Source organism: Streptomyces sp. Tue6028 (genome assembly GCF_002300165.1).
Lineage (GTDB): Bacteria > Actinomycetota > Actinomycetes > Streptomycetales > Streptomycetaceae > Streptomyces > Streptomyces siamensis.
Genome location: NZ_MLCE01000031.1, coordinates 313,688 through 327,156 on the forward strand (window position 1 = coordinate 313,688; position 13,469 = coordinate 327,156).

8 protein-coding genes are annotated in these 13,469 nt (G+C 73.5%); 4 read left to right on the plus strand and 4 right to left on the minus strand.

Annotated features, from left to right (window positions below; translation table 11 throughout):
* Nucleotides 1–516 precede the first annotated feature (516 nt).
* Together BKI49_RS29935 and BKI49_RS29940 are read right to left on the minus strand one after the other, a co-directional pair.
* Nucleotides 517–3,366 (minus strand): helix-turn-helix transcriptional regulator, encoded by a 2,850-nt coding sequence (locus tag BKI49_RS29935; RefSeq protein WP_257005009.1) that lies wholly within the window; start codon nt 3,364–3,366, stop codon nt 517–519.
* 412 nt (nt 3,367–3,778) lie between these two features.
* Complete coding sequence (locus BKI49_RS29940) at nt 3,779–4,639, minus strand: helix-turn-helix transcriptional regulator (protein WP_095937378.1); 861 nt, start codon at nt 4,637–4,639, stop codon at nt 3,779–3,781.
* Nucleotides 4,640–4,741: 102 nt separating this feature from the next.
* On the opposite strand from BKI49_RS29940, the gene BKI49_RS29945 reads away from it, so the two are divergent.
* Entirely contained in the window at nt 4,742–6,421 is a 1,680-nt protein-coding gene (locus BKI49_RS29945; RefSeq protein WP_095937379.1) for an AMP-binding protein, read from the plus strand.
* Nucleotides 6,385–8,031, plus strand: a complete 1,647-nt coding sequence (locus tag BKI49_RS29950) for an AMP-binding protein (RefSeq protein WP_373557606.1) — start codon at nt 6,385–6,387, stop codon at nt 8,029–8,031. The genes BKI49_RS29945 and BKI49_RS29950 overlap by 37 nt, the downstream gene beginning before the upstream one ends.
* Nucleotides 8,032–8,104: 73 nt before the next feature.
* Here the strand turns inward: BKI49_RS29950 and BKI49_RS36380 are convergent, their stop codons facing one another.
* Complete coding sequence (locus BKI49_RS36380) at nt 8,105–8,716, minus strand: hypothetical protein (RefSeq protein WP_441350894.1); 612 nt, start codon at nt 8,714–8,716, stop codon at nt 8,105–8,107.
* Nucleotides 8,717–9,438: 722 nt separating this feature from the next.
* Here BKI49_RS36380 and gcl point away from each other — a divergent pair.
* Both gcl and BKI49_RS29965 read left to right on the plus strand, forming a co-directional pair.
* Nucleotides 9,439–11,223 (plus strand): glyoxylate carboligase, encoded by a 1,785-nt coding sequence (gcl, locus tag BKI49_RS29960; protein WP_095937381.1) that lies wholly within the window; start codon nt 9,439–9,441, stop codon nt 11,221–11,223.
* A 685-nt stretch (nt 11,224–11,908) separates the two neighbouring features.
* The gene (locus BKI49_RS29965; RefSeq protein WP_095937382.1) at nt 11,909–12,760 is read left to right on the plus strand and encodes an alpha/beta fold hydrolase; all 852 of its coding nucleotides are present in this window, start codon (nt 11,909–11,911) and stop codon (nt 12,758–12,760) included.
* A 270-nt stretch (nt 12,761–13,030) separates the two neighbouring features.
* On the opposite strand, the gene BKI49_RS29970 is transcribed toward BKI49_RS29965, so the two are convergent.
* Nucleotides 13,031–13,279, minus strand: a complete 249-nt coding sequence (locus tag BKI49_RS29970; protein ID WP_095937383.1) for a hypothetical protein — start codon at nt 13,277–13,279, stop codon at nt 13,031–13,033.
* Nucleotides 13,280–13,469: the final 190 nt, after the last annotated feature.

The following is a 13,469-nucleotide window of genomic DNA, read 5'->3' on the forward strand; positions in this document are numbered from 1 at the left end:
GACGGGGCTCGGCCGCCGTTCGGCCGTTCGGCCGAACGCTCCGCCGGCCCGCGCCGTTGCGCCGAACGGGGCGGCCACGCTGCTCCGTTCGGATGCAAGGGGCGCTCCTGGTACGCCCGTTCGGCCGAACGGACCCGCTCCTCGGACCCGCTCGGCCGAACGGGTCGTACGCGGGGCGGGGTTCGGCCGAACGGGTCGTGCGCGCGGGCCCGGACCCGTTCCCCGACGTCCGGCGAGCGGGGTGGTCGCCGTGCCGGGTGCCGGGCGAGCGGGATGTTCGTCGAGCGGGGGCCGCCGAGAGGGGGTCTCCGCCGGGCCGGGCGTTCCCGGAGCCGGGTCGCCCCCCCCGTGCCGGACGTTCCCGGAGCGGGGCTGTCCGCCGTGCCGGGACCTCGCTCGGCCGGTGTTCCGCTCGGCCGGGTTCTCGGGGCCGTCGCGGTTCCGGTCGGCCGGTGGTCTCCGGCCGGGTGCGCCTGGTCCGCCGGCCCGCCGGGTCCCGTTCGGTCGGGCGGCGCGTCAGCCCGGTCTGCGCTCCGCCGCCAGACGCACGATGTCCACCCGGGAACGGATCCCCAGCTTGCGGTACACCCGGGTGAGGGTCGCCTCGACCGTCTTGACGCTGATGAAGAGCCGCGCGGCGATCTCGCGGTTGGTGGCGCCCTCCATGACGAGCGCGGCGACCTGTCGCTCGGTCGCCGCGAGGGTGTCCAGGGCCGCGGGCGCGAGCGGCGGCGCGGGCGCATCCGCGGCGGACGCCGCCTCGACCTGGCGGAGCCAGGGGAGGGCCCGGCAGCGACGGAAGAGCCGGGCCGCCTCGTCGTACGGGGTGGGGCCGGGCACAGCGGTCCCTCCTGCCCGCGCGAAGCCGAGGGCGTGGGGGAAGGTGCGCAGCGCGGCGAGCGCGTACGCGGCGCGGGCCTCCTCCAGGCCGTAGCCCAGTTTGGCGAGACGGTCCTGCGCGGAGGCCAACTGTCGTTCGGCGGGCCCCTGTTCGCCACGGACGGCGCGGACGAGGGCCTCGGCGCGGTCCAGGACCGCCAGCACGCTCTCGCGTTCCAGCCGCAGCGCCCGCTCGCGGGTCACGTCGATGACGTCCTGCGCCTCCACGACCTCCCCCACGCGCACGAGTGCCTCGGCGAGGTCGCCGTGCCAGCGTCCGCGAGCGGGATCGACGACGCCGAGATTGCCCTCCAACTCCCGTACCCGGCGCAGGGACTGCACGGCCCCGGCCGCGTCACCGGCGACCAGCCGGGCGTGCCCGAGGGCACCCAGGGCGCGCGAGAGGTAGACCAGGTCGCCGTCCTCCTCGGCGCGGTCCACGGCCTCCCGGGCGAGCGCGAGCGCCCTGTCCACGTCGCCGCCGGCCGCCTCGGCGAGCGAGGTGAACATGGCGGTGGCCGCCTCCCCGATCCCGGTGTCACGGGCGAGCCGCAGACTTTCCCTGGCCAGGTCCAGCGCCCGGCCGCAGTGCCCGGCGCGCAGCTCGGTCTCCGCGAGCCCGCGCAGGAAGTGCACCTCGCTCTCGACCATCCCGCGGCGCTGCGCCTCGCGCAGCAGCGCGGTGATCGTCGTACGGGCCTCGGCCAGCCGGTCGCCCATGATCAGCCAGCGGAAGCGGGCGGCACCCGCGCCGTTGTGGTCGCAGGCCACGCGCGGGTCCTGCGGCTCGCGCATCGCCCGCTGGATGGTTCCCGGGGCGCCGGGGTGGCCCATCAGGGTCTCCATCTGCGCCTGGAAGCCCAGGGCCAGGAGCTCGGTGCGCCGGTCGCCGGCGCGCGCCGCGAGCCGCGCGGCGATCGCCGCCTCCTCGCGTCCCTTGGCCATCTCGCCCTCCACGAGGAGGGCACGCCAGGCCAGTTGGTAGCGGACCAGGGCGAGCAGGCCGGGGTCCTCGCCCGCGTCCGCGAGCGCCTGCGGGAAGACCGCGTCGACCTCCGCCATGGCCTGTCCGGCCGCGTCGATGACGACGATCCAGGCCCGTACCCGGTCCGCGGGCCCGGTGGCGTGGGACAACACCTGACGCGCGACGTCCCGCGCGAGGTCCGTCTCTCCGGCGGTCAGGGCGTCCTCCGCGGCCTGGAGGCGACGCTGGTCGGGGCCGGGCACGGCGTCGGGCGGGGTGTGCCGGGCGGCCAGCAGTCCGAGGCCCGCGGCGACGGAGGGCGCGCCCCGGTCCCGGGCGGCGGCCGCGGCGTCACCGAGCCGGGCGGCGACGCCCGGGTCCGTCCCGGTGGTCGCCAGGGCGAGGTGCCGGGCGCGTTCGATGGGGTCGGAGGCGGCCGTGGACAGGGCGGCGTGCGCGGCCCGCCGCTCCTGGGCGCTCGCCTCCGCGTACAGGGCGGCGGACACCAGGGGGTGCGCGAACCGGATGCCCGGTGTCTCGCGTTCCGTGGCGAGCAGTCCGAGCGCCGCCGCCGACGCGGTGTCGGCCTCGGCGTTCACGCGGCCCGCCGCGTGCAGCAGCGCCAGGGTCGGCCGGGCACCCGCGCTCGCCACGAGCAGGGTGCGACGGGCCTCCGCGGACAGCATGTCCAGCCGGCTGAGGACGAGCGCCCGCAGGGACGTCGGCACGGGGAGGGGCTCGCCCGGACTCGGCGGGGTGCGGGACTCGGCGAGGGCGCGGCCCAGTTCGAGCGCGAAGAGGGGATTGCCGCCGCTGGTGCGGTGGATGTCCCGCACGGTCGAGCGGGACAGGCCGGTGTGGCCGCGCCGGTCGAGGAGCCGGGCCACGTGGGCGCGGGTGAGCGGGTTGATCCGCAGGGCGACGGTGTCCGGAGGAGACTGGCGTAGATAGCGGTCCGTCTGCAGTTCCTGCGACTCGGTCTCGGTGCGTACGGCGCACAGCATCCGTACGGGCACACCGCCGAGGCGGCGGGCGGCGAAGCCGAGCAGTTCGGCACTGGCCGGGTCGAGCCACTGGAGGTCGTCCGCGACGATCAGCACGGGGCCTCGGGCGGCCAGGGCGCGGAGCACGGACAGCACGGCGAGCCGCAGCGCCAGACCGTCGCGCTGGAGGGTGGACTCGCCGCGGCCGGTGAGGGCGGACTCCAGAGCCGTGCGCTGCGGGGCGGGAAGCCCGTCCGAGACCTCGTCGACCACCAGGCCGAAGAGGTCGGCGAGCGCGAGGAACGGGAGATGGGATTCGGACTCGGTGGCGGAGCACCTCAACACGGTCCGTGCCGTTTCGGCGCATTCCGCGGCCAATGACCGCAGGACGGTCGACTTTCCTATTCCCGCGGGGCCGTGCAGCAGCACACTGCCACCGCCGGAGAGTTGCGCACGCGCCTCGGTGAAGAGTTCCTCCCGGCCGATGACCAGGTCGGGGCGGGGTCTGGCAGGTTCGTTGAAGTCCCCTCGCACGGTCACCGCTCCCCTCGTGTGTCGTGTCCGGGCCAATATTAGGCAACGACTCTTTGAATTTCGGACTGTCGACATGGTGAGGGAAATAACAAGCGTGCCGCATAAGTCATTTCAGTGCAGCGCGGAGTGAATGGACAGCCGCAGAAGGGGAGCGCTCCCGCGCGCCGTCCGGGGCCGTTTCCGCCTCGGGGGCCCCTTCCGTCCGGTGCGGCCGGAGCCTCTCCCGGGCCCGGACAGGCCCTGTTTGCGCCACGGGAGCGGTCCCACGCCGCGAGGTGGTCGCACCTGTCGCGCACGGGCGGACGCCTGCCCGCGCGCGGGCCGAAGAAACCTGTCGCGCAGGGAAGAGGCCCCGCCCGCCCCGCACGGGAACCCCGCAGGCGACCCAGCGCCACGGGAGGACCCCGCGGCCAACCCCCTAGGGGAGCAACCCCGCCCGCCGCGCCGCGACCACGGCCTCCAGACGGGTGTGCGCGCCCAGCTTCCGCATCGCTGCGCGCAGGTACCCCTTCACCGTCTCCGGACGCAGCCCGAGGCGCTGTCCGGCGACCGCGTTGGTGGCCCCCGTCGCGACACAGGCGAGGACGTCCAGCTCGCGGGGCGCGAGACCCACCTCCCGCGCGGTGAGGCCCGCCTCCCGCTCGGGCGCGGACGGCGCCGCCGCGTCGGCCAGCCGCCCGCAGACGGCGAGGAGTTCGTCCCGCAGCGCCGGGTCCGCGATCCGCGGGGCCATCGCACGCAGTGCGCCGTGGACCTCCCGCACCTCTTCCCACGCGCCGTCCGTCACCGACGGCTGCTGCTTGCGCGCGACGGCGAGCAGGTCGCGCGCCTCGTCCCGTACGACCAGCGCCTGCTCCACGTCCCGGGCCGCCGCGACCGCCGCGCCGAGCGTGCGGTCGCCCAGCGGCTGCGCCGTCCGCAGGGCGCCGTACAGCACACCGCGCACCCGCCGGCGTACGACGACGGGCACCGCGAGGACGGAGCACAGCCCCTCGGTGGCGACCGCCACGTCGTACTCGTGGCTGATCTGCCGCGAGGTCGAGTAGTCGGTCACCGCGCAGGGCCGGGCCAGGGCCACCGCCTTGCCGCCCAGCCCGTTCCCCGAGGAGACGGCCAGCGCGCTGAGCGCGGCCGTCGCGGTACCGCTGAGTTCGCTGATGCGCACGTGCCGGCGCCCGGGATCGACCAGGCCGCCGAAGGCGACCGGCAGCCCCGTCACGCGGCGCAGCCGCACCAGCGCACCACGCATCTCCACTGCCTCGGCTGCGTCTGCTGCCACCTGTTCGCCCCCTCTTCGCGGCGCACCCCCCGTTCGGGGGTGGTGAGACCTGCATCACGGAATACACGATGTTAGGCGGCGGTCCGGCAACGAGGAGGACACATGACGGCGACGACGGGCGCGACGGACGAGTTCCGCGCCGCGCGGGACTTCCTGCTGGAGCACCGCGAGGACTACCTCACGGCCTACGAGGGTTTCCGCTGGCCCCGCCCGGAGCACTTCAACTGGGCGCTCGACTGGTTCGACGTCGTCGCACGCGGCAACGACCGGACCGCCCTGCACATCGTGGAGGAGGACGGCGACCGCACCGAGGTCTCCTTCGCAGCGATGTCCGAGCGCTCGAACCGGGTCGCCAACTGGCTGCGCGCGCAGGGCGTGGGCGCCGAGGACCGTGTGCTCGTCATGCTCGGCAACCAGGTCGAACTGTGGGAGACGGCGCTCGCCGCGATGAAGCTGCGGGCCGTGGTCATCCCGGCCACCCCGCTGCTCGGCGCCGCCGACCTGCGCGACCGGGTCGAGCGGGGCCGGGTGCGGCACGTCGTCGTCCGCTCCGACGACGCGGCGAAGTTCGACGACGTGCCGGGCCGCTACACCCGGATCGCGGTCGGCGGAGCCCGCCCCGGCTGGCTCGCGTACGAGGAGGCGTACACGGCGGACGCGGCCTTCGAACCCGACGGCCCCACCCTCGCGGACGACCCGCTGATGCTCTACTTCACCTCGGGCACCACCGCCCGCCCCAAGCTGGTCGAGCACACCCACGTCTCCTACCCGGTCGGACACCTCGCGACCATGTACTGGATCGGGCTCAAGCCCGGCGACGTGCACCTCAACATCTCCTCGCCCGGCTGGGCCAAGCACGCCTGGTCGAACCTCTTCGCGCCGTGGAACGCGGAGGCGACCGTCTTCATCCACAACTACACGCGCTTCGACGCGGGCCGGCTGATGGCGGAGATGGACCGGGCGGGCGTCACGACCTTCTGTGCCCCGCCCACGGTGTGGCGGATGCTCATCCAGGCCGACCTCACCCAGCTGCGGACGCCGCCCCGCGAGGCCGTCGCCGCGGGGGAGCCGTTGAACCCCGAGGTCATCGAGCAGGTCCGGCGCTCCTGGGGTGTCACCATCCGGGACGGCTTCGGGCAGACCGAGACGGCCGTCCAGGTCTCCAACAGCCCCGGGCAGAAGCTCAAGACGGGTTCCATGGGACGGCCCTGTCCCGGCTTCCGCGTCGAACTGCTCGACCCGGTGACCGGCGCGCCGGGAGCGGCGGAGGGCGAGATCTCGCTCGACCTGTCGGACCGCCCGGTCGGCCTGATGACCGGCTACCACGGGGACGGCGACCGCACGGCGGAGGCGATGGCCGGCGGCTACTACCGCACCGGGGACATCGGCTCCCGGGACGAGGACGGCTACATCACGTACGTGGGCCGCGCCGACGACGTGTTCAAGGCCAGCGACTACAAGATCTCGCCGTTCGAGCTGGAGAGCGCCCTGCTGGAGCACGAGGCGGTCGCGGAGGCCGCCGTGGTCCCCGCCCCCGACGAGCTGCGGCTCGCCGTCCCGAAGGCGTACATCGTCCTCGCGGCGGGGTACGAGCCCGGTCCCGACACGGCCAAGGTGCTCTTCGAGCACTCCCGTACCGTCCTCGCCCCGTACAAGCGCATCCGCCGCCTGGAGTTCGGCGAGCTCCCCAAGACCGTCTCCGGCAAGATCCGCCGGATCGAACTGCGTGAGGCCACGGCCGCGGGATCCGCCGCCGAGTACCGCGAGGAGGACTTCCGGTGACAGAACTGTCCTACGCCCACGGCACGAGCACCACACCCCTGCTGGGCGACACGATCGGCGCCAACCTGGACCGGGCGATCGCCGCGCACCCGGAGCGCGAAGCCCTCGTGGACGTGCCTTCCGGACGCCGCTGGACGTACGCCGAGTTCGGTGCCGCGGTCGACGAGGTGGCGCGCGGACTGCTCGCCAAGGGCGTGCTCAAGGGCGACCGCGTCGGCATCTGGGCGATCAACTGCCCCGAGTGGGTGCTCGTCCAGTACGCGACCGCCCGGATCGGCGCGATCATGGTGAACATCAACCCGGCCTACCGCGCACACGAGTTGGAGTACGTGCTGAAGCAGGCGGGGATCTCGGTTCTCGTCGCCTCGCAGGAGCACAAGAGCAGCGACTACCGCGCGCTGGTCAACCAGGTCCGCGAGAAGTGTCCGGAGCTGCGGGAGACGGTGTACATCGGCGACCCGTCGTGGGACACCCTGACGGCGGGTGCCGCCGCCGTGCCCGCGGAGCGACTGGCCGCCGCCGCGGCTGAGTTGAGCTGCGACGACCCGGTCAACATCCAGTACACCTCGGGCACCACCGGCTTCCCCAAGGGCGCGACGCTCTCCCACCACAACATCCTCAACAACGGTTACTGGGTGGGCCGCACCGTCGGCTACACCGAGCAGGACCGGGTCTGTCTGCCCGTGCCCTTCTACCACTGCTTCGGCATGGTCATGGGGAACCTGGGGGCCACCTCGCACGGCGCGTGCATCGTCATCCCGGCCCCGTCGTTCGACCCGGCGGCCACGCTGGAGGCCGTGCAGCAGGAGCGGTGCACGTCCCTGTACGGCGTCCCCACCATGTTCATCGCGGAGCTGAACCTGCCCGGCTTCGCGACGTACGACCTGTCCTCCCTGCGCACCGGCATCATGGCGGGCTCGCCCTGCCCGGTCGAGGTGATGAAGCGCGTCGTCGCCGAGATGCACATGCGGGAGGTGTCCATCGGCTACGGCATGACCGAGACCTCCCCGGTGTCCCTGCAGACCCGGATGGACGACGACCTCGAACACCGCACCGGCACCGTCGGACGAGTCCTGCCGCACATCGAGGTGAAGGTGGTCGACCCGGTCGGCGGCGTCACGCTGCCGCGCGGCGAACCGGGCGAACTGTGCACCCGCGGCTACAGCGTCATGCTCGGCTACTGGGACGAGCCCGAGAAGACCGCCGAAGCCGTCGACCCCGGACGCTGGATGCACACCGGCGACCTCGCGGTGATGCGCGAGGACGGCTACGTGGAGATCGTCGGCCGCATCAAGGACATGATCATCCGCGGCGGGGAGAACGTCTACCCCCGCGAGATCGAGGAATTCCTGTACGCCCACCCGAAGATCGCCGACGTCCAGGTGGTCGGGGTACCCCACGAACGCTACGGCGAGGAGGTGCTCGCCTGCGTCATCCCCCGCGACCCGGACGACCCGCTGACCCTGGAGGAACTGCGCGGCTTCTGCGAGGGACAGCTCGCGCACTACAAGATCCCCAGCCGGCTGCGCATCCTGGACGCCTTCCCGATGACGGTCTCCGGAAAGGTCCGCAAGATCGAACTGCGGGAGGAGGCCGCGCGGGAGCGGTGACGGGGCGCGGGCGTGCGTCGTGCCGGCCGCCGACGACCGCCGGGTGAACCGGCCGGTGCGGCAGGTGTGTGCGTCACGCGCCCGAGACGGCCAGTTCGTCCGCGAGGGTGTTCACGGGTTGAGGGGTGCCCGTGAGGTCGAGGACGAAGAGGGGGACTCCGAGGCTGTCCGCGCGGGCGCGGGCCTCGTCGGCGTAGCCCGCCAGGGAGAAGTAGACGCAGCCCGCCGACTCGGTCATGGCCGTCAGCCACAGGCACTCGACGTCGCGCAGTGAGGCCGGGTGCACGGTGGGGTCCACCTGGGCCAGGATGCCGCGGGCGGCCAGCCCGATCCCGGAGGGCGGACGCTGGTCCGCCCGCCGGATGTCGCGGTAACCGAGCCAGCGCAGGTACAGCGCCGCGGCCGTGACCGCGTCCCGCGCGGTACGGATGGTGACCGGCTGGAACGCCGGCCGGGGCGCACCCGCGGGGTCGGCCGGCCGGCAACCCGCACCCTGCGCGAGCCGCGCCGGGCCCCGTCCCTGTTCACCCCCGGAACCCGGGCCCCCTGCCGGGTCGGAACCCGGGCCCTCTGCCGGGTCGGAACCCGGGCCCTCTGCCGGGTCGGAACCCGGGCCCTCTGCCGCGCCGATGTCCGGGCCCGACCCCGGGCTCCCTTCCGCGCCGATGTCCGGGCCCCCTGCCATGTCGGCGTCCGGGACTCCCGCGGCGTGTACGTCCGGGGCGCACGCCGTGTCCGCCTCCGCCCCGCCGCGCCCCCTCCCGCCCTGGCCGTCGCCGGAGTCGATGTCGTCCCGTGGTGCCGCGTCTTCTCGTGTCCCGTCCTCCGACGCCGTGTCCGTCGTGCCCGGCCCGGCCGGCGGGACCACCGGGATGCGCAGTGTCGTGCCGCAGGGGCAGCCCAGCTCGGGGTGCGGCCACTGGGCGACGTGGTCGCAGGCGCGGCACCGGACCGTGGCCCACTCCTCGTCCCAGATGCGGTGCGTGACGGGCGACGGGTTCGCGAGGCGGTCCAGCTCGGGCGTGACGGGCGCGCCGCACACGCAGGGATAGGGGGGTGCCGCGTAGAGGTGCTCGCGTCGGCAGACCGGACACCTCACCGGCACGCTCTCGGCCATGGCCCACTCCAGGTCGTCACGTCGGGACAGCTTTCCCATCGTCCTCCTGCCGGAGGTTCGAAGGCGGCGAAACGGTTCGACGTCCACCGTCGGGGTCCGCGCCCGGGCCCGCTCTTGACGCCCCTCATCACGCCGCCTACATTGCTTCCAGATAGTAGAAGTTATTTTCCGCAATACGGAATCCAAGGACTGAAGGGTCCGAGGGGCCGACGCGGAACCGCAAAGGAATCAACAGCTCTCCGCGGGGCGCGACGGGAGCGCGAATCCGACAGCCGAAGCAGGAGTACTCCATGGCTCGTATGACCGCTGCCCGCGCGGCAGTCGAGATCCTCAAGCGCGAGGGCGTCGGCAACGCTTTCGGCGTGCCGGGTGCGGCGATCAACCCCTTCTACGCGGCGCTCAAGGCCTCCGGCGGGATCAGCCACACCCTCGCTCGGCACGTCGAGGGCGCCTCGCACATGGCGGAGGGCTACACCCGGACCCACCCGGGCAACATCGGCGTCTGCATCGGCACCTCCGGCCCTGCCGGAACCGACATGATCACCGGTCTCTACTCCGCCATCGGCGACTCCATCCCGATCCTGTGCATCACCGGTCAGGCCCCGACCGCCGTGATCCACAAGGAGGACTTCCAGGCCGTCGACATCGCCTCCATCGCCAAACCGGTGACGAAGATGGCGGTCACCGTCCTGGAGGCGGCGCAGGTCCCCGGCGTCTTCCAGCAGGCCTTCCACCTGATGCGGTCCGGTCGCCCCGGCCCCGTCCTGATCGACCTGCCCATCGACGTCCAGCTCACCGAGATCGAGTTCGACCCGGAGACGTACGAGCCGCTCCAGGCGTACAAGCCGGCCGCCAGCCGCGCCCAGATCGAGAAGGCGATCGGGCTGCTGAACGCGTCAGAGCGGCCGCTGATCGTCGCGGGCGGCGGTGTCATCAATGCCGACGCCTGCGAACTCCTCGTCGAGTTCGCCGAACTGACGGGCACTCCGGTCGTTCCGACCCTGATGGGCTGGGGCATCCTCCCCGACGACCACGAGCTCAACGCCGGCATGGTGGGTCTGCAGACCTCGCACCGCTACGGCAACGCCACCTTCCTGGAGTCCGACTTCGTCCTCGGCATCGGCAACCGCTGGGCCAACCGCCACACCGGCAAGCTGGACGTCTACACGGCCGGCCGCACCTTCGTGCACGTCGACGTCGAGCCCACCCAGATCGGCAAGATCTTCGCCCCGGACTACGGCATCGCGTCCGACGCCAAGGCCGCGCTGGAGCTGTTCGTCGAGGTGGCACGGGAGTTGAAGGCTGCGGGCAGGCTGCCCGACCGTTCCGCGTGGGCCGCGTCCGCGCAGGAGAAGAAGGCCACGCTCCAGCGCCGTACGCACTTCGACGACATCCCGATCAAGCCGCAGCGCGTCTACGAGGAGATGAACAAGGCCTTCGGACCGGAGACGCGTTACGTCTCCACCATCGGCCTCTCGCAGATCGCCGGCGCGCAGATGCTGCACGTCTACCGGCCGCGGCACTGGATCAACTGCGGCCAGGCGGGTCCGCTCGGCTGGACGATCCCGGCCGCGCTCGGCGTGGCCAAGGCCGACCCCGACGCGCAGGTCGTGGCACTCTCCGGCGACTACGACTTCCAGTTCATGATCGAGGAACTCGCCGTCGGCGCACAGCACCGGATCCCGTACGTCCACGTGCTGGTGAACAACGCCTACCTCGGCCTGATCCGCCAGGCGCAGCGGGCGTTCGACATCGACTTCCAGGTCAAGCTGGAGTTCGAGAACATCAACTCGCCCGAACTGGGCGTCTACGGCGTCGACCACGTCAAGGTCGCCGAGGGCCTGGGCTGCAAGGCGATCCGCGTGACCGACCCGGCCGAGCTGGGCGCCGCCTTCGAGCAGGCCAAGAAGCTCGCCGCCGAACACCAGGTCCCCGTGGTCGTCGAGGCGATCCTGGAGCGGGTCACCAACATCGCGATGTCCACGACCAACGACATCGGCAACGTCGTCGAGTTCGAGGAGCTCGCCACCGAGCCGGGCCACGCGCCCACCTCGATCAAGACCCTGAAGGTCTGACACAGGCCGACACGGGCGGCGCCGCAGGGGGTACCGCCGATTCCCGGACGGGGCGGCTCACCGGAGGGTGGGCCGCCCCTTTCGCGCGCGGCAGGCTGCGCACGGTGCGCGGCGGGCCCGCACCGTGCCAGCGGTCGCCCGGCGTGCCGAGCGTTTCCCGTGCCCGTGCCCGCCCGGCCGCCCGTGCGCTTCGCGTACCCGCGGCCACGGCCGCACGGCGGACGGAGCCGCGTCCCGTGCCCGCGGTCGCCTGGGCCGCTTCCCCCGCAGGCAGGCGGTCGCCCGACAGGCCGGGCCGCTTCTCGTGCCCGCGGTCGCACGGCTGACGGAGCCGCGTCCCGCGCCCGCGGTCGCCTGGGCCGCTTCCCCCGCAGGCAGGCGGTCGCCCGACAGGCCGGGCCGCTTCTTGTGCCCGCGGTCGCACGGCGGACGGAGCCGCGTCCCGCGCCCGCGGTCGCCTGGGCCGCTTCCCCCGCAGGCAGGCGGTCGCCCGACAGGCCGGGCCGCTTCTCGTGCCCGCGGTCGCCCGACAGGCCGGGCCGCTTCTCGTGCCCGCGGTCGCACGGCGGACGGAGCCGCTTCTCGTGCCCGCGGTCGCACGGCTGACGGAGCCGCGTCCCGCGCCCGCGGTCGCCCGGCAGCGGCGCTCTGTTCACACCGTGCCCCGGCTTGGCATCCTCGCCCCATGCGGATGACCGTCCCCACGCCCCTCGGCGACCTCGCCGTGCGCTGCCACGGCACACCCGGCGCCCCCGCCCTGCTGCTCCTGCACGCCAACCCCGGGGACGGCCGCGACTACGACGCCGTCCTGCCCGCCCTCGCCGACCGTCGTCGCACGTTCGTCGTCGACTGGCCGGGCTACGGCGACTCCACCGCGCCCCACCCGCACCTGGTCACCCCCGAAGGACTGGTGGAGGCCGCGGAGCGGGTCCTCGACGTGCTCGCCGACGAGCACGGGGTGCGCGAGATCGCCGTACTCGGCAACAGCCTCGGCGGCTACGTGGCCTGCCGTCTCGCCGAGGGCCGCCACAGCCGTACGGTCACCGCGCTCGTCCTCGTCGATCCGGCGGGCTTCACCCGGCACACCGCCCTCACCCGCTGGTTCTGCCGCGAGGTGATGGGCCGGCCGGAGCGGGCCCGTCGGCTGGTCGTCCCGCTGGCCCGCGCGTACCTGGGCCGGCTCGGTACGCCGAGCGCCCGGGCGACCTTCGCGCGCGTCCGGCGCCTGCCCGACGACGAGGTGCGGCTCGCCGTGCACTGCGCCCTCTGGCGCGGTCTCACCGACCCCGCCTTCGGGATGGCGGACCCGGCCGTCCTGGACGTGCCGATCCTGCTCCTGTGGGGCCGGCGCGACCCGGTGGTCCCGGCCCTGCTGGACGGCCGCAGGGCCCGCGGCGCGCTTCCCGTGCGGACGTCGAGCGTGGTGCTGCCCACCGCCCACGAGCCGTACAACGAGCGCCCGGACCTCTTCCTGAGCCACGTCCTGCCGTTCCTGAAGGATCCGAGGGCGGCCGGCGCCGGCCGCTCCCGCGGCTGAACGTCACGCAGCGGCGCGGCGGTCCGGGGCTCGCCCCTCGACCGCCGCGCCGCTGTTCTCGGTGCTTCCCCCGTACCCCCGTACTTCCGGCCCCCGTACTTCCGTACCTCCGTTCGGAGCCCGCCGCCCCCGTGCCGGCGGGCCCCGTGTGCTGAGAATGTGCCTCATCCGGGGGGAGTTGAAGCCCCCGGGACGGTGTTCAGAGGTTGATTTGAGGGTTCCGTAGGACGGGTACGCCCGGTTGCGTACGCCGGGGGTCCTTCCGCGCCCTCAGTGGGACGGCTGCGCGGGATGGCCGGGGTGCTCCGAGAGTCCGGGCCAGTCGTCCGGCCCGCCGCCCTGCCAGTCGATGATGTCGGTCGCCTCCACCTCGACCTCGTCGAGGTCGACGTCGGCGTGCCGCAGGATCTCGACGACGTCGTCGAGGTGGTAGGCGATACCGAGCGTCTCGTCCCCGGCGGTGACCCGCCGCGACCCGTCCAGTGCCGGAGCGTGCACAACGATGCTGGGAAAGTCCATGTCCTCAGGCTGCTGCGCGGCGGCCGTATCCGCACCCGGAGAACAGGGCGAGGCGCTACCCGGAGAACAGGGCGAGGCGCCGGGTACGGGACCGTCCGTACCCGGCGCCTCGGGCCGGTGAGCCGTGTGGTGGTTGCCGTCCGACGGCGCGAGGCTGGGCGCGACAGGACATTCGCGCCGCCGGACGGAG